The organism is Microbacterium sp. AK009, from assembly GCF_013410955.1.
In the GTDB taxonomy this organism is placed as follows: domain Bacteria; phylum Actinomycetota; class Actinomycetes; order Actinomycetales; family Microbacteriaceae; genus Microbacterium.
Genome location: NZ_JACCCG010000003.1, coordinates 49146 through 73584, shown reverse-complemented (window position 1 = coordinate 73584; position 24439 = coordinate 49146). Strand labels below are relative to the sequence as shown.

Annotated in this window: 27 protein-coding genes; 10 read left to right on the top strand and 17 right to left on the bottom strand. The window is 66.1% G+C overall.

Annotated features, from left to right (window positions below):
- Window positions 1-21: 21 nt before the first annotated feature.
- From HDC37_RS06945 to HDC37_RS06905, 9 genes are read right to left on the bottom strand one after another with little or no spacing between them, the layout of a single operon-like run.
- On the bottom strand, window positions 22-1512 hold the full coding sequence (locus HDC37_RS06945) for a V-type ATP synthase subunit B (protein WP_308472127.1): 1491 nt from the start codon (window positions 1510-1512) through the stop codon (window positions 22-24).
- Window positions 1509-3311 carry a V-type ATP synthase subunit A gene (locus HDC37_RS06940; protein ID WP_179559692.1) on the bottom strand — a complete coding sequence of 601 codons (1803 nt, stop codon included), beginning with the start codon at window positions 3309-3311 and terminating at the stop codon, window positions 1509-1511. The genes HDC37_RS06945 and HDC37_RS06940 overlap by 4 nt, the downstream gene beginning before the upstream one ends.
- Entirely contained in the window at window positions 3308-3655 is a 348-nt protein-coding gene (locus HDC37_RS06935) for a V-type ATP synthase subunit F (protein ID WP_179559691.1), read from the bottom strand. Before HDC37_RS06935 ends, HDC37_RS06940 begins: the two co-directional genes overlap by 4 nt.
- Window positions 3652-4758, bottom strand: coding sequence for a V-type ATPase subunit (locus HDC37_RS06930; protein WP_179559690.1), 1107 nt, complete (start codon window positions 4756-4758; stop codon window positions 3652-3654). Before HDC37_RS06930 ends, HDC37_RS06935 begins: the two co-directional genes overlap by 4 nt.
- Complete coding sequence (locus tag HDC37_RS06925; RefSeq protein WP_179559689.1) at window positions 4755-5366, bottom strand: V-type ATP synthase subunit E; 612 nt, start codon at window positions 5364-5366, stop codon at window positions 4755-4757. Before HDC37_RS06925 ends, HDC37_RS06930 begins: the two co-directional genes overlap by 4 nt.
- A 3-nt stretch (window positions 5367-5369) precedes the next feature.
- The gene (locus HDC37_RS06920; protein ID WP_179559688.1) at window positions 5370-5591 is read right to left on the bottom strand and encodes an ATPase; all 222 of its coding nucleotides are present in this window, start codon (window positions 5589-5591) and stop codon (window positions 5370-5372) included.
- A gap of 46 nt (window positions 5592-5637) precedes the next feature.
- Window positions 5638-7611, bottom strand: coding sequence for a V-type ATP synthase subunit I (locus tag HDC37_RS06915; RefSeq protein WP_179559687.1), 1974 nt, complete (start codon window positions 7609-7611; stop codon window positions 5638-5640).
- Entirely contained in the window at window positions 7611-7952 is a 342-nt protein-coding gene (locus HDC37_RS06910; RefSeq protein WP_179559686.1) for a hypothetical protein, read from the bottom strand. Before HDC37_RS06910 ends, HDC37_RS06915 begins: the two co-directional genes overlap by 1 nt.
- Window positions 7949-8599, bottom strand: coding sequence for a V-type ATP synthase subunit D (locus tag HDC37_RS06905; protein WP_179559685.1), 651 nt, complete (start codon window positions 8597-8599; stop codon window positions 7949-7951). The genes HDC37_RS06910 and HDC37_RS06905 overlap by 4 nt, the downstream gene beginning before the upstream one ends.
- 643 nt (window positions 8600-9242) lie before the next feature.
- Here HDC37_RS06905 and HDC37_RS06900 point away from each other — a divergent pair.
- Both HDC37_RS06900 and HDC37_RS06895 read left to right on the top strand, forming a co-directional pair.
- Window positions 9243-9662, top strand: coding sequence for a hypothetical protein (locus HDC37_RS06900; protein ID WP_179559684.1), 420 nt, complete (start codon window positions 9243-9245; stop codon window positions 9660-9662).
- 18 nt (window positions 9663-9680) lie between these two features.
- Entirely contained in the window at window positions 9681-9929 is a 249-nt protein-coding gene (locus HDC37_RS06895) for a helix-turn-helix domain-containing protein (RefSeq protein WP_179559683.1), read from the top strand.
- A gap of 104 nt (window positions 9930-10033) precedes the next feature.
- Here HDC37_RS06895 and HDC37_RS06890 read toward each other — a convergent pair whose 3' ends face one another.
- On the bottom strand, window positions 10034-11512 hold the full coding sequence (locus tag HDC37_RS06890) for a glycosyltransferase (RefSeq protein WP_179559682.1): 1479 nt from the start codon (window positions 11510-11512) through the stop codon (window positions 10034-10036).
- Window positions 11513-11697: 185 nt separating this feature from the next.
- Between HDC37_RS06890 and HDC37_RS06885 the strand changes: the two genes are divergently transcribed.
- The 5 genes from HDC37_RS06885 to HDC37_RS06865 all read left to right on the top strand — a co-directional run bounded on the left by HDC37_RS06885 (window position 11698) and on the right by HDC37_RS06865 (window position 16006).
- The gene (locus HDC37_RS06885; RefSeq protein WP_179559681.1) at window positions 11698-11970 is read left to right on the top strand and encodes a hypothetical protein; all 273 of its coding nucleotides are present in this window, start codon (window positions 11698-11700) and stop codon (window positions 11968-11970) included.
- Between the two features lie 190 nt (window positions 11971-12160).
- Window positions 12161-13369: an IS21 family transposase gene (gene istA, locus HDC37_RS06880; protein ID WP_179559680.1), complete on the top strand. Its 1209-nt coding sequence runs from the start codon at window positions 12161-12163 to the stop codon at window positions 13367-13369.
- Window positions 13369-14160 (top strand): IS21-like element helper ATPase IstB, encoded by a 792-nt coding sequence (gene istB / locus HDC37_RS06875; RefSeq protein WP_179559679.1) that lies wholly within the window; start codon window positions 13369-13371, stop codon window positions 14158-14160. Before istA ends, istB begins: the two co-directional genes overlap by 1 nt.
- Window positions 14161-14702: 542 nt before the next feature.
- Window positions 14703-15416, top strand: a complete 714-nt coding sequence (locus HDC37_RS06870) for a nucleotidyltransferase domain-containing protein (protein ID WP_179559678.1) — start codon at window positions 14703-14705, stop codon at window positions 15414-15416.
- Window positions 15413-16006 carry a metallophosphoesterase gene (locus tag HDC37_RS06865; RefSeq protein ID WP_218869468.1) on the top strand — a complete coding sequence of 198 codons (594 nt, stop codon included), beginning with the start codon at window positions 15413-15415 and terminating at the stop codon, window positions 16004-16006. Before HDC37_RS06870 ends, HDC37_RS06865 begins: the two co-directional genes overlap by 4 nt.
- 22 nt (window positions 16007-16028) lie before the next feature.
- Here the strand turns inward: HDC37_RS06865 and HDC37_RS06860 are convergent, their stop codons facing one another.
- The 4 genes from HDC37_RS06860 to HDC37_RS06845 form a co-directional block, all read right to left on the bottom strand.
- Window positions 16029-17657: a DUF4062 domain-containing protein gene (locus tag HDC37_RS06860; protein ID WP_179559676.1), complete on the bottom strand. Its 1629-nt coding sequence runs from the start codon at window positions 17655-17657 to the stop codon at window positions 16029-16031.
- A 345-nt stretch (window positions 17658-18002) separates the two neighbouring features.
- Window positions 18003-18533 (bottom strand): hypothetical protein, encoded by a 531-nt coding sequence (locus tag HDC37_RS06855; RefSeq protein WP_179559675.1) that lies wholly within the window; start codon window positions 18531-18533, stop codon window positions 18003-18005.
- A 3-nt stretch (window positions 18534-18536) separates the two neighbouring features.
- Window positions 18537-19103 (bottom strand): ImmA/IrrE family metallo-endopeptidase, encoded by a 567-nt coding sequence (locus HDC37_RS06850; RefSeq protein WP_179559674.1) that lies wholly within the window; start codon window positions 19101-19103, stop codon window positions 18537-18539.
- A 4-nt stretch (window positions 19104-19107) separates the two neighbouring features.
- The gene (locus HDC37_RS06845; RefSeq protein ID WP_179559673.1) at window positions 19108-19470 is read right to left on the bottom strand and encodes a helix-turn-helix domain-containing protein; all 363 of its coding nucleotides are present in this window, start codon (window positions 19468-19470) and stop codon (window positions 19108-19110) included.
- Between the two features lie 94 nt (window positions 19471-19564).
- Here HDC37_RS06845 and HDC37_RS06840 point away from each other — a divergent pair, with 94 nt between their 5' ends.
- The 3 genes from HDC37_RS06840 to HDC37_RS06830 are packed head-to-tail and all read left to right on the top strand — an operon-like array spanning window position 19565 to window position 21412.
- Window positions 19565-19849, top strand: a complete 285-nt coding sequence (locus HDC37_RS06840) for a multiubiquitin domain-containing protein (RefSeq protein ID WP_179559672.1) — start codon at window positions 19565-19567, stop codon at window positions 19847-19849.
- A complete protein-coding gene (locus HDC37_RS06835) occupies window positions 19824-21002 on the top strand; it encodes a ThiF family adenylyltransferase (protein ID WP_179559671.1) in 1179 nt (392 codons plus the stop codon). Before HDC37_RS06840 ends, HDC37_RS06835 begins: the two co-directional genes overlap by 26 nt.
- Complete coding sequence (locus HDC37_RS06830; RefSeq protein WP_179559670.1) at window positions 20999-21412, top strand: DUF6527 family protein; 414 nt, start codon at window positions 20999-21001, stop codon at window positions 21410-21412. Before HDC37_RS06835 ends, HDC37_RS06830 begins: the two co-directional genes overlap by 4 nt.
- A gap of 393 nt (window positions 21413-21805) precedes the next feature.
- Here HDC37_RS06830 and HDC37_RS06825 read toward each other — a convergent pair whose 3' ends face one another.
- The 3 genes from HDC37_RS06825 to HDC37_RS06815 form a co-directional block, all read right to left on the bottom strand.
- A complete protein-coding gene (locus HDC37_RS06825) occupies window positions 21806-22468 on the bottom strand; it encodes a hypothetical protein (RefSeq protein ID WP_179559669.1) in 663 nt (220 codons plus the stop codon).
- A complete protein-coding gene (locus HDC37_RS06820; protein ID WP_179559668.1) occupies window positions 22458-23531 on the bottom strand; it encodes a hypothetical protein in 1074 nt (357 codons plus the stop codon). Before HDC37_RS06820 ends, HDC37_RS06825 begins: the two co-directional genes overlap by 11 nt.
- Window positions 23532-23611: 80 nt before the next feature.
- Window positions 23612-24436: a hypothetical protein gene (locus tag HDC37_RS06815; protein WP_179559667.1), complete on the bottom strand. Its 825-nt coding sequence runs from the start codon at window positions 24434-24436 to the stop codon at window positions 23612-23614.
- Window positions 24437-24439: the final 3 nt, after the last annotated feature.

The window sequence follows — 24439 nt, the reverse complement described above, 5'->3', positions numbered from 1 at the left end:
CTGATGAAACGGGCGACGCCGTCAACCCTCAGCGCCAGCGGGTTGCGCGGCTGCCGGATCGCCGGCCTGCGACTCGGCCGCATCACGGCGCGCGTCGAGCGTCCGCTGCTTGATGCGCTTCAGCTCTTCGCGGGGGAAGCCCTCCAGCAGTCGCCACGCCACCTCCAGCGTGTCGTCGATCGTCCGGCTCTCGTCGCGCTGCCCGACGAACTCCTGTTCGAAGGCATCGGCGAAGCGCAGGTAGATGCGGTCGGTGTCCGACAGCGCTCCTTCACCGACGATCGAGACCAATCGGCGAAGGTCGCGACCGCGGGCGAAACAGGCATACAGCTGATCGGCGATCTCGCGGTGATCAGCGCGGGTCTTCCCCTCGCCGATACCGGCGTTCATGAGGCGGCTGAGGGAGGGCAGGACGTCGATCGGCGGGAAGATCCCCCGCCGGTCGAGGTCGCGGCTGAGCACGATCTGGCCTTCGGTGATGTAGCCGGTGAGGTCGGGAATGGGATGGGTGATGTCGTCGTCCGGCATGGAGAGGATCATCAGCTGCGTCACCGATCCCGCGCTTCCATGTACGCGGCCGGCGCGTTCGAACAGGGAGGCGAGGTCGGTGTACATGTACCCGGGGTACCCGCGTCGGCCGGGGATCTCCTCACGTGCGGCGGACACCTCGCGGAGGGCTTCGCAGTAGTTCGCGATGTCCGACAGGATGACCAGGACGTGCCGGCCCTCCTCCCATGCCAGGTACTCGGCGACGGTGAGCGCCGCCCGCGGCGTGAGCAGCCGCTCCACGGTCGGATCGTCAGCCTGGTTGATGAACAGGACGGAGCGCTCCAGCGCCGCGCTCCCCGCGAAGCGGGAGCGGAAGAACGCCGCCTCCCGCTGGGTGACGCCGATCGCGGCGAACACCACGACGAAGTCGTCGTCGGCACCGGTTGCGGAGGGGACGCGCGCGCTTTCGGCGATTCGCGCCGCCAGCTCCGCGGCGGGAAGTCCGAATCCGCTGAATATGGGCAGCTTCTGGCCGCGCACCAGCGTGTTCAGGCCGTCGATGGCGGACAGGCCGGTCTCGATGACGTCGCTCGGGTGCGCCCGGGCGTAGGGGTTCAACGGTTCCCCAACCACCGGCCGGTACTCGGCGGGCATGAGGGGAGGCCCTCCGTCGATCGGATCGCCCGATCCGTCGAGGATGCGCCCGATGAGGTCGGCGCCGACCGCCATCCGCGCCACCCTCCCGCGGGTGCGGATGACGGTGTCCGGCCGGTCGAGACCGCGGGTCCCGCCGAGCACCTGGACCGCGATGCGATCGCCCTCCACCTGCAGCACCTGCCCTCGGCGGACGCTGCCGTCCGGTGTGATCACCTCGACCATCTCGTCGTACCCGACTGCGGACACCCCCTCGGCAATCAACAGCGGGCCCGACACGTACGAGACCGTGCGATGCTCCACGGCCAGCAGACCGTCTGCCTCGGGCCATGCGAGCGCGGTGGTGTGAGGGGTGGTGTTCGGGATCACTGCAGCTCTCCTATCTGCGCGGTGATGCGTGCCGACAGCTCGTCGGCCCGGTCGGCGGCTTCGTCGTCGGGCCAGAACTTCATCTGGGCGACGTCGGCGATCGCCGGAACGGTCGACGACCGCTCCGAGCCGATGTCTCGCGACACCGCCGCCGCCATCGCGTCGTGAGCGGCGCGGATGACGCGCAGCATGTGGAATTGCTTGGCGGGAGCGCACAGCGCGTCGACCTCGTCGAAGGCGGACTGCTGGAGGAAGTCCTCGCGCAGGAGGCGGCCCGTGGCGAGGACCACCCGCTGCGGCGGCGCGAGCGCGTCGGCGCCCAGCAGCTGCACGATCTCCAACAGACCGCGCTCCTCCTGCAGCGTCGCACGCGCCCAGGAGCGCCCGTCCGCCCAGCCCTCGGTCACCTCGCGTTCGAACCACCCGTCGAGGTCGTACAGGGTGTAGCTGCGACCCCAGTCGATGGCCGGGTAATGGCGGCTCCGGGCAAGCGAGGTGTCCAGCGCCCAGAAGGTGCCGGCGAGCCGGAGGCTGTACTGGGTGATCGGCTCGGAGAAGTCGCCTCCCGGAGGGGAGACGGCGCCGATCACGGTCACCGAACCGTCTCGCGCATCGGAGCCGAGGCAGACGGCAGACCCGGCTCTTTCGTAGAACTCCGCGATGCGGGTCGACAGGTACGCGGGGTATCCCTCTTCGGCCGGCATCTCCTCCAGCCGCCCCGAGACCTCCCGCAGCGCCTCGCCCCACCGGCTCGTCGAGTCGGCCATGATGGCCACGTCGTAGCCCTGATCGCGGAAGTACTCCGCGATCGTGATGCCGGTGTAGATGGATGCTTCGCGCGCGGCGACCGGCATATTGGAGGTGTTGGCGATGAGGACCGTACGCTGCATCAGGGGCGCGCCGGTGCGGGGATCGCTCAGCTCGGGGAACTCTTCCAGGACCTCGGTGAGCTCGTTGCCGCGCTCCCCGCAACCGACGTAGACGACGACATCGGCCTCGGAGTGCTTGGCGATCGACTGCTCGAGCACCGTCTTGCCGGTGCCGAATCCGCCGGGGATCGTGGCCGATCCGCCGCGGGCGACGGGGAACAGCGTGTCGATGATGCGGATGTTGGTGATGAGGGGGACGTCGGGATCGAGCCGTCGGGCGACCGGGCGCGGTTCGCGCACCGGCCATCGCCGCAGCATCCTCACCGGGGCGTCGTCGATGCAGGCCACGGTGTCGGTGACCGTGGCGCGGCCCGCGCGGATCTCGGTCACGGTGCCCGCCATTCCCGGCGGCACGAGGACCCGGTGCGTGAGCGCGACGGTCTCCTGCACCGTGCCGAGGATGTCACCCGGCTCGACCTCGTCGCCGACCGTGACGGCGGGAACGAAGTCCCAGAGCCTTTCGCGATCGAGTGAGGGCACCGAGATCCCGCGCGAGATGGTGGGAGCGCCGAAGGGATCCCCGTCGCGTTCGGCGAGGACGGGAAGGGGCCGCTGCGTGCCGTCGAAGATCGCCCCGAGAAGACCCGGTCCGAGCTCCACCTCCAGCGGTGCCCCGGTGTCCACGACGGGTTCGCCCACGCGGATGCCCGAGGTGTCCTCGTACACCTGCACCGTGGTGCGGTCGCCGTCGAGCCGGATCACCTCTCCCGGCAGCCCCGCGTCGCCGACGTGGACCACGTTGTAGAGCCGCGCGGAGTCGAGCCCCGTAGCCACGACCACCGGGCCTGCGATCCGCCAGACCTGGCCCTGCCCGTGGTCGTCCGTCCGGCGGGCTGCTCGCCGTTCGATGTAGTCTCGCACTTCGGTCATGATGTCGTCCCTTCCGCGTCGAATGTGATCTCGTAGCCGACCGCCTGCCACAGCAGCTGCATGAGGCGATCGCGGCGTCCCTCATCGCCGCCGCCGGGTTCACCCGAGGGCAGCGGGACGACCAGGGGTTCTGTCGACTCGTCGAACCGACGTCGCTGCGACGGCGACAGGCCGGCGTGGAACGGCTCGTGCACCGCGATGACCCCGCGTTCCTGTTCTTCATCGACGAGTGCGACGAGGCGCTCCCATGCCTCGGCCGCATCGGACACCGGGAACACCATCGCCCCGGCCAACTCGTACCCCGGCGCGATGTCGGGCGTCGTCAGCACGATGAGGCGGCTCATCGCCGGCTCCCGGGGAGGAGCAGGCGGCTGCGCACCCGGTCGCGGTCGAGTCCGCGCGCGGTGCCCTCGGCGATGAGCCGGATGTTGCGCGCTTCGGTCTCCTTCGCCACGGTGTAGGCGACCGGGATGCCGATGCCGAGTGGATCACCGAAGGCGAAGTGCTTCGTGGCGGCCTCCACGCGCACCACGTCGAGGTCGTACTGCAGCTGCACGAGGTCGCCCGACGCCGCCCAACGCTTGAGAGCCCGCTCCCACTCCGGCCTCAATCGCGTCAGCGCGCCGGCGACGGCCCCGTTCTCCATGCCGCGGACCGCGGCCTCGAGCGACGCGGCCGCGATGACGCCCCCCGGAAGGAAGTGGCTGGCAAGGCCCTCGTCGAGTTCGTCGTCGGTGCGCAGCCGCAGAGCGACCGTGACGTTTCGCTCATCGATGTCTCGCTGGACGTGGGAGAGGAGTGCGGCAGCGTCGCGCCCCAGCCGCAGCAGCTCCGCGCTGGTTCGAGCGGTCCAGCTCGCCGTCACGCGCTGCTCGAGCTCGGCGAGGTCGCCGACCCGCTCGTACACCGCCAGGGCCGACCGCAACGCGGCGGCGGTCTCGGGATCGGGGAGCTGCCAGCGCACCAGGAGCTGAATCGCCCCCGAGAGCTCGTGCTGCCGCGCGACCTCCCGGGCGACCGCGTCGCTGAAGGCGCCGAGCGGGACGACGTGCGCGAGCGCGTCGTCGGGCTTCGTGCGCACCGATTCGGCGCGGATCACGACGAGGGTGTTCTGCAGGTCCCATCGGGACAGCAGGATGTCGACGAGCAGGCGAGCACGCCCGCTGTAGAACGAGCGCATCTCCTCCAGGGTGCGACCCAGATGCCTCCGGACCGCTTCGTGGACCCGACGGGCTCCGTGATAGCGGGTGACCGCCTGGTCGAGGTCGGCAGCGTAGGGCGTGGTGCTGAGGGCTCCGAGCAGACCGTCGAGGTCTCGGTCGATCATCGCCTCGTACGCGGCGGCATCGAGCAGATCGGGGCGCCGCGCCCGGAGGCGCGTGTTGCCGTAGGCGAAGTCGGGGCGCCCTGTGCGCCCGGACCGCGCGGCGGCTGCGGTCGTTCTCACGGTGCGCTCCTCACCGATCTTGCGGCGGCCGGCCCGAGCCGCGAGCGGTACCACTGCCGCAGATCCGCGTCCGCACTCTCCAGGCGCCCGGACATGGTGTTGCGGACGCGTCGGCCCTTCGAACTCGTCGCCACGACTCCTCCCTCGACACCCTCGTCGCCGGCCACCGTGACGCCGGCCATGGTGTTGCCGACCACCGCGGCCGCGGCGATGGTCGCGACATCCGCCGGGTTCACGAGCACCACCTCGGCGTCGGGCACGGCCTCGAGCGCCTCCGCGAGGAGGGCCGACAGGACCTGCGGGTAGTCGGGGCGCGAGCCGATGGCCCGCAGCCGGGAACGCACCTCTTCGACGAGCTCGTCGAACGCGGCCTCCGCCGCCTGCTGCTCGATCCGGGCGGCCTCGAGCCGGGCGACCGCGACACGACGCGTGGCGTCGGCGCGAGCGCGCGTCTCGGCCGCATCGAGCACCGATCGGCGGAGCGCGTCGGCCTCGGCGCGGGCCTCGGCGAGGATGCGCTCCTGTTCCTTCTCCCCCGAGCGGCGGAGGCGAGCACGCTCGTCTTCCGCCTCTCGGGCGAGGGCTTCCAGCAGGTCCTGCAGCGGCACGGCTCAGCCTCCGAGAAGAAGGATGATCATCGCGGCGACCGCGAAGCCGAGCACGACCAGCGTCTCGGGAATGGCCATGAGCAGGATCGCGCGTCCGGTGAGCTCGGGCTTCTCGGCGATGGCACCCATCGCCGCTGCGCCGACGCGGGCCTGCGCGATTGCCGACGCGATCGCCGCGAGCCCGATGGCGAGGGCGGCGCCGATGGCGATCAGTCCGATTTCCATGTCTGTCTCCTTCGTGTGGGTGGTGGCTGTTCGACTCGCCGTGAGGTCACGGCGCCAGGGCACCATCGGTGCGTTGCTGGTCTGGGACGGGGCGGTCGCGCCGGTCGGCGCGCGCCCCGAAGGCGCGGAAGGGGTGACCGCCTCCTGCGAAGAACTTGCTGAAGAACTCCACGTAGTGAAGTCGCATCGACTGGATCATCGGGCTGAACCCGGCGAGCGCGAGATTCAGGGCGTGGAAGAAGGCTGCGACGATGATGCCGAACCAGATCGGGCCGAGCTCGGCGAAACGATTGGCGACGATGGCCAGGTAGGCCGAGGCGAGTCCCACGGCCGCGATCCGCAGGTACGACAGGATGTTGCTGAGCACGCCGATCAGTTCGAGCGGCGCCATCAGCACGCCCATCCGGCCGTGCGCGATCATCGCCAGGACCAGTCCGACGACGATGAGCGCGATCACCGGTGTGATGGTGCCACCGGGCAGCATCCCCGCCGCCAGGGCGGCGAGGCCGAAGACGCCGACGAGCGCGAGCAGGGTACCGGTGCGCTCGAGCACCTCCCCGCGGTGCCGCTCGCGCCAGCCCTGCCAGATCCCGAGGGCGAGACCGAGCACGATGTGGGTGGCGCCGAGCGCGATCGCGAACACCAGGAGCGGCACGAGTCCGTCGGGCCGGTAGAACCACAGCGCCCAGTCGAAGCCGAGGACGTTCTTGCCGAGGTCGCCGAGCGCCTCACCGAACAGCACGCCGAACACGATCGACCAGATCGACCCGACGAAGAGCACCGAGGCGAGATCCCGCAGCGGCCCGGGAGAGGTGATCCGGCGCTTCATGACGATGGCGATGACGAGCAGCAAAGCGCCGTAGATCACGTCGCCGACCATCGCGCCGAAGAGGATCGGCAGGAAGAGCGTCATCAGTCCGGTCGGATCGAGTGTTCCGGGCCGGGGGAGATCCATGAGCTTGACCAGGAACTCGAACGGTCGCGCCGGTCGTTGGTTGCGCAGCAGCACCGGAGCGGACGGGTCGTGGCGGTCCACCGGCATTTCCTCGATGACGATCGAGGGGTGGAGCGAGGTCGCGAGAGCGGCTTCCAGAGCGGGGAGGTCGCGGCGGGGCACCCAGCCGACGAGGACGAAGGTGCGTTCGGTCGATCCGGTCAACCCCGCGGCATCCGTCTGCTCCAGCTCGGCGCGAAGGCTCGCCAGCTCGTCGAGCCAGCGCCCGGTCCGAGGCGCCAGGAGGGCGGTCAGCTCGGCGTCGACGGCCGCGATCTCACCGGGGATCGCCGCAAGGCGCTCCTGCATCCGGGCGACGGTGACGGTGAGGGAGAACCGCTCGTAGTCCTTGGGGACCGCGACGTGCCGCACGTGCTCCTTGCCGAGGAGTTCGTGGACGGCTCGGGTCTCCTTATGCGGGAAGACCAGCACGCAGCCGATGACGCCGTCGTCCATCCGCGTGTGCACGAGCTCGAAGCGATCGTCGAGGTGCCCCGCGAGTTCCTCGCGGAGGAGCGCGACGACCGATTCGTCATCGGTGTTGAGGACGAGAGCGACCGTGTCGAGGCGGAGCCTGCGCAGCTCGTCCTCGGTGAGATCGGCGATGTCGGGGATGAGGGGAAGGAGCTGACGAAGGGGCGCGATGTAGCGGGGCAGGATGACGCGCTCGTCTTCGAGCCTGTCTCGATGCGCGGTGAGCGCTTCGACCCGTGGGGCGACGTCTTCGATGTCGCGGCGGATCTGCGCCACGTCGGCCGCGCCCGGCACGACGTCGACCCGATCATCGGAATCGGCGACACGGATTCCGGCGAGCTCGAGCAGCGCGACGAGCTCGGTGGCGAGGAAGCGCAGTTCGTCGGCGCGAGTGGCGCGGTTCGTGTCGGCCGGTGTGGAGGAGAGGTCGTACGACTCCCGGTGGGCGTCGGCGAGGTGCACGAGTTCGACCCGGTGCAGCTGCTCCAGCGTCTCGTCGAGCTCGCTTCGGGGACCGATGAGACAGATCTTCGCCATCCGTTCGACGGCCATCAGACGGCGCCCCTCGGCGGAGGGGTGAGCAGGCGCAGGACCGCCTCGACCGCTGCCTCGCGGTCGGCCTCCGCGTGAGCGGCGAGACGTTTGGCCTGGGCTCGCGCGTCGGCGAGCACCCGTTCGGCTTCGCGATCCGCCGCGAGGTCGATGTCGCGACGCAGCTGGGCTGCAGCGATCTCTGCCTCGGCCTTCGCCTCCGCGACGACGCCGGCCGCGTCAGCTCGCGCTCGGGTCAGCGCCGCGGCAACCTCCTCCTCGACGGAGCGCCGGCCGTCCAGTCGCTGCTCGAGATCTCGCACCGCGTCGAGGATCTCTGGCCGGGTCGCACCGGAGTTCATCGCCCTCCCCCTTCCCTGTTCTCGTCGGCTGCCCGCTGGTCGACACGGTTCTTGGCGCGCATCAGGCGGGTCCTGTTCTCGAGCTCACGTTCGTTCAGCACCATGGCGATGTAGTTCCGCTCCTCTTCCAGTCGGGGGATCACTACGTGCTCCAGCGCATTGACGCGGCGGGTGGTTCGGGTGATCTCCTCAGCGAGGCGCCGCAGCGACAGCTCGAGCGCGACGATGTCGAGCAGCGACTCGATGAGCGACTCGAATGCCTCGGCAGCGGCGTCGACTCTCGGGGTCGTGGCCGTCGGGCTGTATCCGCGATCGTTTCGCCGACGGGCGACGGGATCGTGCTCGAGCTCGATGATGGCGACGCCGGCGACGTTGCGGCTTCGGAGCCCGACCGAGATCTCACCGGTCGCGGCCATCGCCGCTGATCCGACGGTCTCCGGCCCGTCGAGCGCGGTCGCTTCGGCCAGCGACGCTCGTGCCGTTCGCGCTCGCTCCTCGAGTCCCTGCATCCCACTCACGACTGACTGAGTGAGGCGGGTGAACTCTCGCATCAGGGCGGTGCGTTTCTCTGCCAGGAGCGCGCGCCCGTTGACGGCGAGGGTCACCTGACCCCGCCGTGCGAGAAGCTCGCTTCGTGTGGCGCTCACCCGTTCCACGTCGTCCCCGTTCTTTGCGAAGCCGGAACCATGCCGCGGCGGCGGGCGGTCTGGGCGCGCTGTGCGTGCATGGGCCGACCCTGCAGCGCGGTGTCACGGACGGGCATCGCGTCGCCGGACCCGGCTGATCGCGATCGACGGCGGTGCGGGGGCACGTGAGCCGAGGGGTGGGGGGATGGGCACGACGCCTCCAGTTGTCTCGTATGGCAACCGGAGGTCTGGTCCAGATCGGTCAGCGACCGCTCTCCCCGCGCCGGGCTTCGGTGGCGAAGCCGCAGTGACGACGCGTGGGCTGGGGACTACTCCCCTCCTCGAATCGGAGGATAGCAGAAGCGTCGTTCAGGTGTCGAAGGGCAGCAGTGGGCTCTCGGCATACTTGAAGGAGCGACCGCGGGCATGGAATTTCGCCCAGGAAACACCGAGTTTCTGCTGGATGAGCGGGCGAGAACAGGCACGGTCTGGTGGAATCTTGCCGAGGGGAGTAGTCCCGAGTCGCGCATCGTCATGGCGGCTTCGCCATCGAAGCCCGGTGCTCGAGCCTTCCGCAAGGGCAAGGCCGGACGAGACCTCAGGTCTCCACGAGAGCCTGGAGGTTCTGATGCACGCCACCGGCATCCCTCAGAGCAAGCGAGAGGTGACAGGGCACGCGTCCGTCCACAAAGGATGGCGCGCAGTCCTGATCCTGTTGCCCGCCATCGCCGTGATAGCCGTCATCCTCGGCGCCGTCGTCAGCGCAGGGCAGTCTCGTTGCGCGAACGGCTTCGGATGCGGCGGGTTGCGCAACGTCGGCGAGATGCCCATCACCGTCACCGCCTACGACGTCAGGGAACTCGGCACCGTCGACTACGACATCGAGCCGGGCGCCCGGGACATCCTCATCGGAACGACGAACGAGGTGGTGGTGCCGCCGCGCAGCTGCCTGACTCTCGACCGGGGCCCGTTCTGGACCGACCGCATCGTCGTGCAGAGCACGCAGGAGCAGATGGCGGTTCATGTGGACTCCTGGGGAGGGCGAGCGATCCTCAGTCCGGGGCCGTGCCCGGACCGCACATAGGATCGGGACCGCATCGCCATGACCCGCTGGGACTTCCTCACCGCCCATGGTCGGGTGCTGCTCGCCGTCGCCGACAACACCGAGGCGACGATCGCGGAACTCTCCCGCACGACGGGCCTTTCGCAGAGGACCGTGATCTCCATCCTGGGCGACCTCATCGAAGGCCGCTACATCGCCAAGGAGAAGCTCGGCCGGCGGAATCGGTACGTGATCTGTCCTCCTCTTTCCCGAGCCTGCGTCTGCAAGCTCCGCGCCGACGGGGGCTGAAACGGCAGTTCCGCTTCGGACAGCCCGCAGTCCGTCCGCCTGCTTCATGACACGCGTCATCCGTGCATGGGTCAGCCAGCTGCCGCCGAGGAAGCCGAACCCGATCACGTAGCCGAGGAATTCCGGCCATTCCTCACCCAGGGCCGCGCATGGTTTCGTTCTCGCGCGGCCGTGAGCTCTCCCGCCCACCGTCCAAGGACAGCCTCGTCGGTGTACTGCTCGGCTGTTCGCCGTGCCGCGTCCCGCATCGCAGCCACCTGTTCCCTCGGCATCCTTTGCAGGGTGATAATGGCGCGCGCGAGCCCTCTGACGTGTCCGCTGCGGACGAGGAAGCCGTTGCCTCCGTGGTCGATCAGGTCGCGGGGACCGTACCGGATGTCGTACGCGATAGGGATGCACCCGGCACCCATCGCCTCCAGTAACACGAGCCCGAACCCTTCGGACCGTGAGGTCATCAGGAGGAAGGATGTCTGGGCCAGACGCGCTCTCGCGTCATCCCGCCACCCCCACACGTGTACGACCTCTTCTGCTCTTGCGGCGGCGATCAGGCGTTCGATGCTCGCTCGCTGGGATCCGTCGCCGAAGATGTTCAAGCTCACCTCTGGTTCGACCCGCTGGGCATGGGTCACCGCGCGCACCGCGTGCTCGGGACGCTTCAGCCTCAACAGCGCGCACAGCAGCGCGCCCGCACCGGGCGGACGCTCCTGGACGGGTTGAACCGGAAGTCGTCGACTGTTCGGGATGACCGCAGAGTTCGGGTGTCGGCCGAAACGGAGCTGGACATCGCGTCGCTGCCGGTCGGTGAGGAAGATCACGGCGTCGTAGTCGCTGAGGTGGCGGAGCACCTCGGCGCGTTGCGGACGCAACGGTCCCCATGGGCCAATGTTCCTCACCAGATGGGAGCCATGAACAACCGTGACTGTGACCCTGCCCGGCCGGCGGTACGTGCGCAAGAAACGAGAGACGGGCTTGCTGTCCGCGATCAGATAGCTCTCCTGGGCGCCCGCGGTCAGCTGATCCAACCACCACCGATACAACGCCCAACTCGTGCCCCACGACCGCGCAGGATACCCCCCGCGATCGCACACCACGATGCTCCGGCCGCCGCGGGTGCCGAGGACGTCAGCATCCTCTCGATCGGACGCGAGGAGCGAGCCGTCCTGACGGAAGTAGTCGGTCTGCAGCACGGTCCGACCGTCCACGGCGAGGCGCTCGCGCCGAAGCAAAGCTCCCCCTCGGTACACCGAACGGTGCGCCGCATCCTCCTCACCAGTTCTCAACGGGGTGAACGGTCGGTCGGAGCTGTCCTTCGGATGAGAGGCCCTGGCAACCTCATGCTCCCGCAACCAATCCCACAGATTGACGATCCGCATGCCCTCACATAGTTCCCCGCGCTCGCGAAGCTGGGCGGTGACAGCGGGATAGTCCACCCGGTTGTCGAAGGTGAGGATGTCGACATCCGCGCCGCCGTACGCCGCGAATGCTCGTGATCGGTGCAGGGCAGCGCTCGTGAGTCCGCCCACCGCATCCGGGATGGTCCACAACAGCGTGAAATGACGCCCACGAGGCAGTAAATGCGTCATGAGCGGCACCCTAAACGATATGTCAGGGAAGTCCACCAGAGCCTTGGCGCAGAGAGTCCCGGTCTGGGCTGGGGAGGAGCAGCGGCCCACACTCGCTGCTCACCCGGACCGGGACATTTCGAGACATCCGCTAGACGCGCCATACGAACGCGTGGAGATCGGTTTGGCGAGGTCGGCACGCGCCAGTGGACGCGACGGTCGTCGCGCGGTTTGAAGCGGCCACACGTGATCGCCGCGTCGATCAGCACCGCCCAGCCGATCATCCCGGCCGCACCGAACGCGACGCGGAAGCCGCGGCGGCTGCCCGCCCCGGGCGCTACGCCACCGCCTACCTGGGTCGCACCATCATTGAGCGTCTCCTGGCCCTCGCCATGCGGCGGCGCGGCGTCGCGAACTGTTTCGGCAAGTTCTTGATCACCTGCCGTGCCGGCGTCGCCCTCTGCGCGATCCCCACCTGAGTGCGGTTATTCGGAGACGCACCCAAGAGCACGCGCCGTGTCGATCTGTGAGTAGCGTGGACAGTTCTGGCGGACGATCGCACGTTGACCCATCAGCGTCTACAACGTCAGACCCGCCGCCTGTCGGCGACGGTTGAAAACGAGGCCATAGCGACGGGCGAAAACGAGGCCACCCAGACAGATTGGGTGGGTGATCTCGGTGGAAGATTGGGCGTTGATTCGGCGGCTGGTCGCGGACGGGGTGCCGCGGCGGCAGGTGGCGAGGGATCTGGGGATCGGCAGGTCGACGGTCGATAGAGCGTTGGCGTCGGACCGACCGCCGAAGTATGAGCGGCCGCCCGCGGCGGAGACGTTGTTCAAGCCGTTCGAGGCGCGGGTGCGGGCGTTGCTGGCGGAGCATCCGGAGATGCCGGCGACGGTGATCGCGGAACGGGTGGAGTGGCCGGGGTCGATCACCTGGTTCCGGGAGAACATGCGCCGGTTGCGGCCGGAACATCGCCCGGTGGATCCGGCGGACCGGTTGTCGTGGGCGGCGGGTGACGCGGCGCAGTGTGATCTGTGGTTCCCGCCGCGGAAGATCCCGCTCGAGGACGGCTCCAGCGTGCTGTTGCCGGTGCTGGTGATCGTTCCCGCGCACTCCCGGTTTCTCGCCGCCCGGATGATCCCCACCCGCAAGACGGAGGATCTGCTGCTCGGGTCGTGGGAACTGATCCATCAGCTGGGTGCGGTGCCGCGGCGGCTGATCTGGGACAACGAGCCGGGCATCGGGCAGAAGGGACGTCTCGCGCAGGGCGTGTCCGCGTTCGCCGGGACGCTGGCGACGAAGGTGGTGCAGCTGCGCCCCTACGATCCGGAGTCGAAGGGCATCGTGGAGCGCCGCAACGGGTGGATGGAGACCTCGTTCATGCCGGGCCGCACCTTCACCTCACCGGCAGATTTCAACACGCAGCTCGCGGACTGGTTGGAGCGCGCGAACGCCCGGGTGGTGCGGACGATCAAGGCCCGCCCGGTCGATCTGATCGAGCATGACCGTTCGCGGATGCTGCCGCTGCCACCGGTCCCGTTGCAGTTGGGCTGGCGGGAGCGGGTGCGTCTGGGGCGGGACTACTACGTGCGGCTGGATGCCAGCGACTACTCCGTCGACCCTCACGCGATCGGCCGGATGGTCGACGTGACCGCGGACCTCGATCGGGTGCGGGTGCGGTTGGACGGGCGGATCGTCGCCGACCACCGTCGGATCTGGGCGCGCGGCGCGGTCGTCACCGACCCGGCCCACCGGGAGACCGCGAAGCTGCTGCGGCAACAGTTCCAGCAGCCACGACCAGCCGTGGTCAATACCGATCTCACCCGAGACCTCGCCGACTACGACCGCGCGTTCGGAATCAGCGGGGTGGCGTGATGGCGAGCACGAAGACCACAGAGTCCGTCAAGCAGATCACCTACCTCGCCGGGGCGTTGAAGGCACAGCGGATCACCGAGGCAGCCAGCCGAATGGCCGACCAAGCCAGGGATGCCGGCTGGTCGTTCGAGGACTACCTCGCCGCCGTCCTGGAACGCGAAGTGTCCGCCCGCAACGCGTCGGGCGCGGAGCTGCGGATCAAGGCGGCGGGGTTCCCGGCGCGGAAGACGCTGGAGGACTTCGACTGGGATGCGCAGCCCACCGCCCGGCAGCAAGTCGCCGCGCTGGCCTCGGGCGGGTTCCTGCTCGAAGCGCAGAATGTGGTGCTGCTCGGTCCTCCAGGGACAGGGAAGACGCACCTCGCGACCGCGCTGGGCATCGTCGCCGCCCGGCACGGGCACCGGGTGTTGTTCGCCACCGCGACGGACTGGGTCACCCGGCTCACCGACGCGCACCGGCAAGGGAACCTGCCGCGAGAGCTCGGCCGGCTCCGACGCTACGGGCTGATCATCGTCGACGAGGTCGGCTACCTCCCGTTCGAGCAGGACGCCGCGAATCTCTTCTTCCAGCTGGTCTCCTCCCGCTACGAACACGCGTCACTGATCCTCACCTCGAACCTGCCGTTCTCGGGCTGGGGCGGCGTGTTCGGCGACCAGGCCGTCGCCGCGGCGATGATCGACCGCATCGTGCACCACGCCGACGTCCTCACCCTGAAGGGGGCCAGCTACCGGCTACGCGGCAGAGGCATCGACAGCCTCCCCAGCATCAAGACACAGGATCCGGCAGACTGAGCAAACGACAACCAGGTGGCCTCGTTTTCACACGTCGCATTGGCCTACTTTTCGAGCGTCGTCGACAAGCGCCGCACGAGGTTTCATAGTGCGTATGCCGCACCCTCGTCGACCATGGCCCCGTTCGGGTCATACGTGCGTGGCCGGAGACGGCTAACGAGAGATACATGGCCACCACGGTCCGTACAGTGAGCGACCGGGTTGCGAACACTTTCCGATCGACGCCTCCGGCGACTGAGTATGCCGTCGGGAGTCTCTCGATAGGGTGCTTCCTCGACGGCTTGCTTGCTCGGGGCTCGTTTATATATTTGAGCAGCCGTGTGCCGATACGATCCCGGCTAGGCTCTGGCTCGAGCGCGAGACGGATGCGCGTGGCTGTTGAATGGCGGAACCACTTCGAGGTTCATCGAGGCGAGGCTCGGTTATCCCGTGAAGGAGTACGGTTGCGAAATCCGGCAGGTCTCTCACCCAAAATCTCGCAAACGAGCGTTCGCCATGCGTTGCAAGCTCGAGAGATACCCGGACCTATAGTCGAAGAGATCTTGGCCGCGCTCCCGCTTCGAGCGATCGGCGCCATTCTCTACGGAAGTTATGCGCGCGGTGACTACGCCGATGCTTCCGACGTCGATCTTCTCATCGTCGAACACGCGCCGCGCCCAACCGTAGCCTCAGGGAGGGTAAACGTGTCGACGTACGATCTCAGTCAATTCGCGACGGCGGGTCACACGCTCTTCGGGAACCATCTGGCGCGGGACGGTCTCGTTCTCCATGACACGGACGATCTTGTCGCGAAGATGCTGGCATCATTCGGAGACATTGATCTCGAGCGGCTCTGGGAACGCGTGCGAAGTCTCGCCCGGCTTCTCACTCTTCCGCGCGAGGAGCAGCATGCCAAGCTCGACGGGTTTGTGCGGCACGCAAGATACGTTCTCCGCACCGCGACCTATGCGCGGGCCTTCCGACCGGGCCCACCATGCTTCTCAGTAACGGAGCTCGCCGAGCGGTTCGATGACCCGGCTCTCGCCCAGCTATTGTCCTCTCATCCAGAGGTGCATGGTCCGCCGACGACAGAGGTATTGGCGGATCTACACGGGCGTATTGAACAACTAATCGGCTGGATCGAGCCGATCGGCTTCGATTCGCTGACTGACGTCATCATCGAGTTCGATGACACCGATCTTGGAGACTCCGCGATCCTCGTGCTCGGCAATAACGACGGCTCTCCATACACAATCATTCCGAGGGTCATCTTGTGATTACAGCATTCATAGGCGATATCCACGGGTGCGTGGATGAGTTCCGCTCAGTATCACGGCGAGCGGTTGAAGAGGCCGACCACGTTGTGTTCCTTGGTGACTATGTGGACCGCGGGCCCGACTCGAGGTCCGTCGTCGAAGCGCTCGTTCAACTCCAGGGCGACTCCCCGGACCGAACTACGTTCCTCCGAGGAAACCACGACGCCGCGTTCTTGAAAATCCTGGACGACGACGACGGCTTGGAATCATTCCTGAGGATGGGTGGGGCGAAAACGGTTCGGTCGTATATTGAGCCTCCTTATCGAGACGCTTTGTCCCGACTGCGTGCTGCAGTGCCGCAGGCTCACCGCCGTTTTCTCGAGTCGCTCGGGACTGTGTATGACGGAACTGATGTGATTGCGGTCCACGACCCGGAAGACGCGCCCACCGACGGTCGGTTCGTGATTGCGGGTCACGCCACGCAGTCGAGTCTGGTTCCGCTCGTAAGTAAGAAAATGGCCCTCATCGACACAGGATGCGGCACGCGCTTGGGCGGGCGACTTACATGTTTCCTCTGGCCGACGCAACGGTGGTGGCAGTCAAGTGATTGACGACCTCGATCCACATTGCCTTTCAATCGGCGGCCGCCCCAGGAGTCGACGAAGCCTGGCGATCAATGTAACCTTCGAACCACTTTCCAATAGCGAACTCGAGAGGCACGTTATCGCCTTCCCGCGCGACGCGCAGGGCGGAGTCGGTGAGTTCCGCCGCTTCAGTCAGATCGCCTTCCGCAGCCTCGATCTGAGCCAGGTTCCAGTACCCAGCGGCTTCCCCTGTTTTGTTGCCTGACCTGAGAGCCCGTCGAAAGCTGGAGTCGGCGTATTTTCGCGCCTGGGGAAAGTCCCCGAGCGCGAGATGGGCACGAGACATCAGCGATTCACAGATGCCGGCACCATCATCGTTCTTCATATGCTCGTTGGCCGCCAGACTTTCCGCAGCGAACTCCAAACACTGCGCATATGCGCCGAGCTCAAAGTGCGCTCGAGCCTGAAGAGCTTTTGCCGATGCATATAGGACTCTGTCCTGGTTCTTGTCTAGCGCAAGTATGTCCAGAGCGTTCTCAACCATCTGCAACGCCGTTACGCGGTCCCGTTGTCGCAAGCTCTCTCGCGCCGTGTTAATCAGAGTTGCTGCGTCCCGGTCGCCTGTGAGCTCGCCCCGTAGATCTCGGGATCGTTCTAGCGCGATGACCGCATGCTCGAGATCACCAAGTTGGCGGAGAGTGTGAGCGAGATTGTCGCTTACGTATGCTTCAACTTTCATGTCGCCGGATGGCCCGGCCTCCTGTAGAGCTTCCTGGAGCGCGGTTCTTGACGCTTCGAGCTCGCCCACCTTGCGACGAACGATTCCGATCCCTGCCAAGGCCATGGCGCGCCGTGACGCGGACTTGCGATCGGTGCCGCCTGCGACCTCGGCATTGGAGAGAATCTGGCCGTTCAGCTCCAGGGAGCGCTGGTAGCGGCCAGCGCGACGCATGAACTTCGCATAGGCGACGAGGCCGTCTGGGTCACCATCCGCTGTGGCGGCGTCGAACAGCCGCTCCGCTTGAACAGCCAGCCCCTCATCGGCCTTTGCCTTTGCGAGCTCGAGCAGCGCCACCGTCGGTTGATTGGTCAGGATCTCGTCCAGGGGAAGAGCCTCCGGTAAGGTCACCAATTTAAAGTACGGCTCGATGCCCTGCCCCGCCCACTGTCGAAGAGAACCGCGCACGTACCGACTGAAGGCGAACTCCGAGTCGAAGACGTTGAACAAGATCTCGCGACTTCTTTCCAGCCGATCCCGAAACTCCCTAATGCGGTTGAGTTGCTCGTCCGCCTTGGCAACGGGCCCAACATCCTTGAACAGTATGAGGATGTCGCGCATCGGCGCATCACCGTCAGCCAGGAGGCGAAGAGCCTCGAAGAACTCTTCCTCTGTGCCCGAGTCGTAACCTTCGCCAAGCTGGGGCGGCGTCCCCCAGCGCGATCCGAGAATAAGCACAACGTAGTCGCAGTCATGGAGAACGAGCTCGTTGATCGCTTCTTGTGGGCGTTGAACCGTGCCACTGAGATGCTCCCAGCCGCGCACAAAGAACGCCGTGCCTTGCTCAAAACCATCCGTCGCATTGAACTCGTCCACGATGCTGCCGACCAGCTTGCGTTCGGCGGCCACATCCCCTGGCGACGCGACAAAGATCCGCTTACCAATCAGTGATCGCCCCACGCCCCGACTGTATCGAAGGACAGGCGACCAAATTGCGATGGACTTCATCCTCAGGCAGCTTCTCCGACGGAGCCGAGATGCAGAAGCGCGGCGAGCGGACCTCGCGACCCACGGCTGAGCAAGATCGCCCAGTTTCCGGCTCCGTGTGGAAGGTCGGCAAGTCAGGATCTGACACTGTCCCTCTCGGACCAGGTTGTCGACTGGATCGGGGCGACACAGGACGGCTAATCTGACTGAACCGCGTGCGTCTGAGGACCGGGTTGCGTGCGCGCTACGGCGCGTATTGGTCACCACGGGGGCTGGGAACGCGCGAGAGTGGCGGGCATGCCGCGGCGCGCCGTACGCCTACTGTTCTCGTGCCGCTCGACGGACGATTCCGCTCGGCCGGGGTACTGCGGACCGCTCCGCGGGGTCGGAGCGTTCTTGAATGCGCGCGGCAAGCCGATCTATCGCCGCTGGCACCGTCCACCAGATCACAGCGGTGACGACGGGCATAACGTAGGCGGCGGCGAGAAGCCACGTCGCTGAATCGGTCCACGGGCTCGAGAGCGGGGCCTGGCGTTCAATGCTCACGAGAGCGCCAGCGAGGACTCCAGCGGTGAGCCAAAGGCACACGTTCCACGCAGTGGTTCGGGTGACTGACGCTCGCCTGGCGAACCAGAGGACGAACGAGGCGGTCGCTCCAGCGGCAAGCCAGAATGCGGAGTACGGGCCGACGAGCCACGCGACCACCTCCTGCATCCGGTCCATGCCCCAGGCGCCTGACGGCAATTGATCGATGAGCGGTTGCCCAAACGTCGTCATGAGAGCCGCCGAGATGAACGTGACGGCGAACGTGGTGACCCCGCCTGCAACAACGCGGAAGAGCGTCTTCATGGTTCACGCCGCTCGTCGGCTACGCTCGCGCGCGGCACGCTTGCGCGCCCCCGTCGCGTTCAGACGGAAGGTGACCATGGCTGTGCTGACCCCGAAGTGGACTGCTGCTCCTTCGACCGTCCAGCGGCCTCGGGCGATAGCGAGCGCGGCGGGCTCGGGGATGAGGAGGCAGCCGGAGAGCCACCCGGCCTCGTCCTCGATGTCCTGGTTCCAGATGCGGCATCCGGCGTCGTCGAGCGCGGGCGTGGGTGGGTGGGCGAGGAGACCGTGACTAAGCTCGTGTCCGATGTTGCTGTTCTGACGCGCCGGCGTGTGCCCGTCGTTGTGGACGATGAGCCGACGGCGCCCGGCAAAGACGGTCATCGCGGAGAAGACCTCCGGTTCCCCGTCGATGAGGTACTCGACCTCGGGCGCGACGGCTGCGAACTCCGAGAGCGGGATCACCGGAATGTCGAGCGACTCCGCCAGCACGATCGGGTCGAGTCGTGCGGTGAGGCTCAGACCGAGTTCGGCGCGCGCGTCCGCGGCAATGGTGTTCGCCCAGGTCTTGAAGCCGCGTTGAAATGCCATGGTGCTACTCGCTATCGCTTCGGAGTCTCTCGTAGGTGACCTTGATCAGACCGTCCAACGCTGTCGCCGCCTCCGGCGATAGGTTGCGGTCGGAGCGGAGGTAGGTGGAGATCTTCGCGAGCGAATCTGGCTCCCGAACAGCGGTGTCGGCACCCCGCACGAAGTCGTCGACCGCGAGGCCCGACCATGCGGCGAGTGCTGCCAGCCCGTCGACATCGGGGCGTTTCCCCTGCGCCATGCGCGTCAAGGTGGAGGCGCTTACGCCCGACGCGGCTGCCACCTGCTTCCAGTTCAAGCGGCGGCTCTGGCGCTGCGCATCGAGAGCCTCGTAAAAGCCCTCGGCGTCGAACGAACCAACCTTGTCCATGTCATCCCTTCGAAATTGCGATATTGCAATCGATAGTCTAGTGTGGATTTCACATTAGCAATCAGACGCCTTAAGTCTAACGGAAGGAGCGAGGATGTCACCCGAAGACAAGCCCAGCAAGCCGGAGAAGCCGGACAACCCCAGCCGCTACGAGATCATCGTGAACGGCCAGGTCCAGGAGGTCCCGTCGGCGACGGTCACCTTCGAGCAGATCGTGGCGCTCGCGTTCCCGGAGCATTCCAGCAACACCGACCTCACGTTCGTGATCACGTACCGCAAGGCCCACTCCCCCAAGGAAGGCAGCCTTGCCGAGGGCGGTTCGGTCGAGGTCAAGCACCGCGGAACGATCATCAATGTCACCTTCACCCGTCGCTCGTAGCAGCGATCTGCAGCGGCTGCGCGCCGAGGGTTACGAGATCGAGATCCGTGACAACCACCTTCTCGTGCACCACGTGCCGTACGTCACCCCCACCCGGGAGGTGGCGTACGGCACGCTGATCTCGACCCTGCACCTCAACGACGACCAGACGCTCGCTCCGGACACGCATGTGGTCTCGTTCATCGGCGAGCGGCCGTCCCGCGCCGACGGCTCCGAAGTTCCGAACCTGCTGCATCAGCAGGGGCCAATCCAGCTCACCTCGACGATCACCGCAGACTTCTCGTTCTCGAACAAGCCGGACGCCGGGTTCCCCGACTACTACGAGAAGATGACCTCGTACCTGAGCATCCTGCTGGGCAATGCGCTCCAGCTCGACCCGGCAGCGACACCGAAGACGTACGTCGTGCACGAAGACGACGATCCCGACTCGGTGTTCCTGTACGCCGACTCCGCGTCGTCGCGCGCGGGGATCGCAGCCATCAACGACAAGCTGCGCCTCGGCAAGATCGCGATCGTCGGCGTCGGCGGCACCGGCTCCTACATCCTCGACTTCACCGCGAAGACCCCGGTGCGCGAGATCCACCTCTTCGACGGCGACCGTTTCCTCCAGCACAACGCCTTCCGTGCCCCGGGGGCCGCGAAGCAGAGCGACTTCGCCAGCATGCCGTTCAAAGTCGACCACTTCTCTCAGATCTACTCGGCGATGCGCCGCGGCATCTACCCGCACCCGTACGACATCGACGCGCAGACGGTCGCCGAGCTCGACGACATGAACTTCGTCTTCCTGGCTGCAGAGGGTGGTCCAACGAAACAACTGATCATCGAACGCCTGCAGGCGGCCGGCATCCCGTTCGTCGACGTCGGAATGGGTTTGAGGCCTCATGACGGGCGGCTCCACGGCATCCTCGCCGTCACAACGGGAACTGACACCAAGGCCGACCACATCACCGGACGCATCGACTTCTCTGAGACTGACGAGGCCGACGACTACGACCTCAACATTCAGATCGCCGATCTCAATGCGCTCAATGCCGCCCTCGCCGTCATCAAGTGGAAGAAGCTGTTCGACTTTTACGCCGACCTCGAGAACGAGCACTACGCTGCGTTCACGATCGACGGCAACCACCTCCTGAACGAGGACCAGACCGAATGACCCGCCACGAAGAGATCGAGTTCCTGTTCGTCGACTACATTCCGAATGAGCTCGAGGAAGGCATCCTTTACATCGCGGCCGAGTACGGCGCCGTCGTCCACCTCTGCTTCGACGGGTGCGGTGAGCGGGTCTCCACACCCCTTCACCCGGGACAATGGACACTCACTTTCGACGGCACCACCGTGAGCCTTAGTCCGTCAGTCGGGAACTGGGGGCTGCCGTGCCGGTCGCACTACATCATCCGTCGCAACCGCGTTGTATGGGCTGCCGACTGGTCCACCGAGGCCGTCGTGAGATCTGCCGCGAGCGACCGTCAAGCGGCGGACCGGCCCGCGATCCCGCGCGCCACCAACCGCCGTTCTCTCATCCAGATCCTGAGGCTGGTCTTCTCGGGCCGCGGACGCCGATGAAGTGAGAATTGACGAAACGCATTTCTTGACGCACGAACAGCCCCGTCTAAATTCCGTTGGTTGACAGGACCGTTCCCCGGGCTACGAAGCCTCGACTTCATCACGAGTGGTCGAGGGTCAACCTGGGTTGCTGAAGATCGAAGAGAACATGGCTCATCGTCCGCACGCTGATTCCGTTCGGCGCTCCCAGGCGGAGTGCCTCGCTCCGCTCGTCGCTATCAAAGAAGTGAATGTGCGCCTGGTTCCCTTCACCCGTGCGCCTCTGCTTCCCGCACGCCCAAAGAGAACGAATCGCGACCGGCTTGCGGGGGCGGGCGGACACCAACTGATCACTCAGCCACCGCCCGCACGCGTTCGGTGGACGACCGCTGTCCTGTCCGGGATCGCGGTCGTCTACGACTTTGAATCAATGATTCCCTTGATCACCACGTCCGCTAGGTGATCTTCGCGGATGCCGTCGAGGAAGCTCTCGGACCAGGCGAGTCGATCGTGATTGGCCGCCACGAGGCCGGCGATATCGCTCTTGTAGGCCTCGGGAGCTTGCACTCTAAGGGCACGAGCATCTTCAGCCCGCAGCGTCCCGTTTGCAGCCAGGACGCGTGCCGCCTCAAGCCGCGGCAGCCAGCCCCTTGCGGGCTCACTCACAAACGCCGTGACATTTGCGACCGTGGTCGGCTCTGCTGATGAGACGCATCGGCTGAGAACGCGAAGGACCCACGCCTGCTGCCAATCGGTCATGTAGGTGGTCTCCACGAGGAACTCACCGCAGATCGCCGCAACGCGATCCGCGTCTGTCTCGCACAGACTAAGTAGGTAGGAGCAAAGCTCGTCCGTCTCGTCCGGGAAGTCGCGCAACGCCCCGAGGATCGTTGCCAGGGGACGCGGCGCCTTTACGCTGGCCAACCGCTGGAGGCAATAGACGATTCGAGCGTGGCGTAGCTGTGCCGGAAGATCCCCCTCGCGATTAATTGCATCGCGGTACAGCTCTTCTAGCACCTCTTGAGCGGAGGGGTTCAGGAAGGGAGCGATTAGATCCCTGAACTCCTCAGGATCCATGGAGCCGTGATAAAAGTAGCGCCATTGAGCATCCTTCATCGATCTCGTACTCGGATGCGATCTCAGCGAGTTCCTCGTCCGACTTGTCTCCAAGCTCATCCACTCGAGACTCTCGGATTCTCACCTCGCCGGCGAGGGTGCTCGTGAGGGCGGAGTTGACGTTCTGTACCAGGGTCGCCATATAGTCGGGATGCACCAGGTCGTGATTGATCATGGTGCCATCGCTGTTGACGTTGTATTTGCCGGCGGGAATCCACGTCGACAGCTGCTTGCCATTGACGACGGTGCCGCTGGAGGAGTCCCCGGGTCGAGAGTACGCGGAAATCATGTACTCAAGTTCGCGGTCTTTCCAGTTCGCGAAGTTAGCATGGTCCGGCATCATCGCCGTAGCCAGCTGCAGGATCATGGCGTTCCACGAGTTCTCCTCGCCTTTGCTATCCCCTCCGCTGGTGTTCCAGTAGGGCGCGGGAGTGGTGATGAATCGGTTCGCTTCGTGTTCGACCATCTTTCGGACAAGCTCGGCGTCGGCGGCGGGGAGGGAATTCCACATGAGCCACCCGGCCATTCCGGCGTAGCTTGCCCACAGCGCGGACTGCCGTGTGTCGCCCCAGCCTCCGCCGCTGTTGGAGAGGTGGCGGTAAGCGAGGGAGCGGATGAGTTTGCGGGCGGTGCCGGTAGCGCTCGCGGTAGACACTCCCGTGCTGGTTGCGTCATATGCGCCCGTTGACAACGCGGTCGCGAGGGCGAGTGCTTCGCCTGCGGGCGGTCGAATGTTGCCTTCCGCGGTTCCGCCGAAGTTGAGATAGGTCGACGAGCCCTGTGCGTCAAAGTCCTTCACCGTGTTCCACCACGTGGTGAGGGCGTATTCGTTGGTGTTGGCAAGAATCTGACGCACCCTGACCGCGTTCGCATCATTGGGGGTGCCGCCGGTGAAGGAAGACCAATTGATCGGCGCGACGGTCGGGCTTGCTGCGGCGGCTGGGCCGGCAATCGCGGTGCTGGTGACGGCGGCGACAACCACTGCGGTGATGGCCAGGCTGATTGCTCGGCGGATGCTTCTCACGTTGTTCCCCTTTGACGGCGTTGTCAGTCGAACTAAATCTTTAATACTACAAAAGGACTTTTCGATCAAGCATGATGCAGTCAAACGCCCCGTGAAGCGTTCGCCGTTGTGATTGTTAGCTTGATCCACCACGACAAGGGTTTCCCCCGTTGAAGCTGCGGCGCACGGCCGTGAGCGACAGCGGTATCGAGCGCGTCGAAGTAGCCGGTGGCAGGTTCGATCGCGATGACTGGTTCGCGACTGTAAGCGGAGTTGTCGAACCAGATTCCCAGGTAGGGGCACGCCATTGACCAGTTCATTTCGAGAGATGCGCCGTCCGGGTGGATGAGGCGTGCTGAGTATGTGGGCTTATCGGGGTCGGCATAGAGTTTTCGGTATCCGCCCGGGGCAACCGTGTCGATGGTCGCGAGGGGCGCAGACCACTCGTGCCGAGGCAATGTGGGATCGAGTACGTCGACGACGTGCCGCAGACGGGGCACGTCGACATGGGTTCCCGGTTGAGCCAGAAACTGCGGATGAGCTGCGTAGAGGAAGGGAACCGGTCGGTCAAGAGCGGTCACCTGGTACTCCAGGTAAAGTCCCGTCCGAGTAGCGGTCACCCGTCGGCGGAATTCGTAACCAAGCGAGTGGCCGATAGCGGAGACGGTGCTGGTGTCTTTGTCGACGGCGAAAGAGGAGTCCCACAGGTCGCCGTGGTCGGGGAGATCGCACCCGTTGACACGACAGCTGACGATGGTTGGGGCGCATTCATCCCAACCCGCCATCTCCGCGTCGATGAAGGGCGTGCCGGGCTTGGCTGTTGCGGCCGCTTGGGTCAGCCATTCAACTCCACGAGGGTCTTTCAGAGAAGTGATCTTCGCACCACGCGTCGGGTCGATGATGGCCGACAGCGCTGGACCAGGCACAGA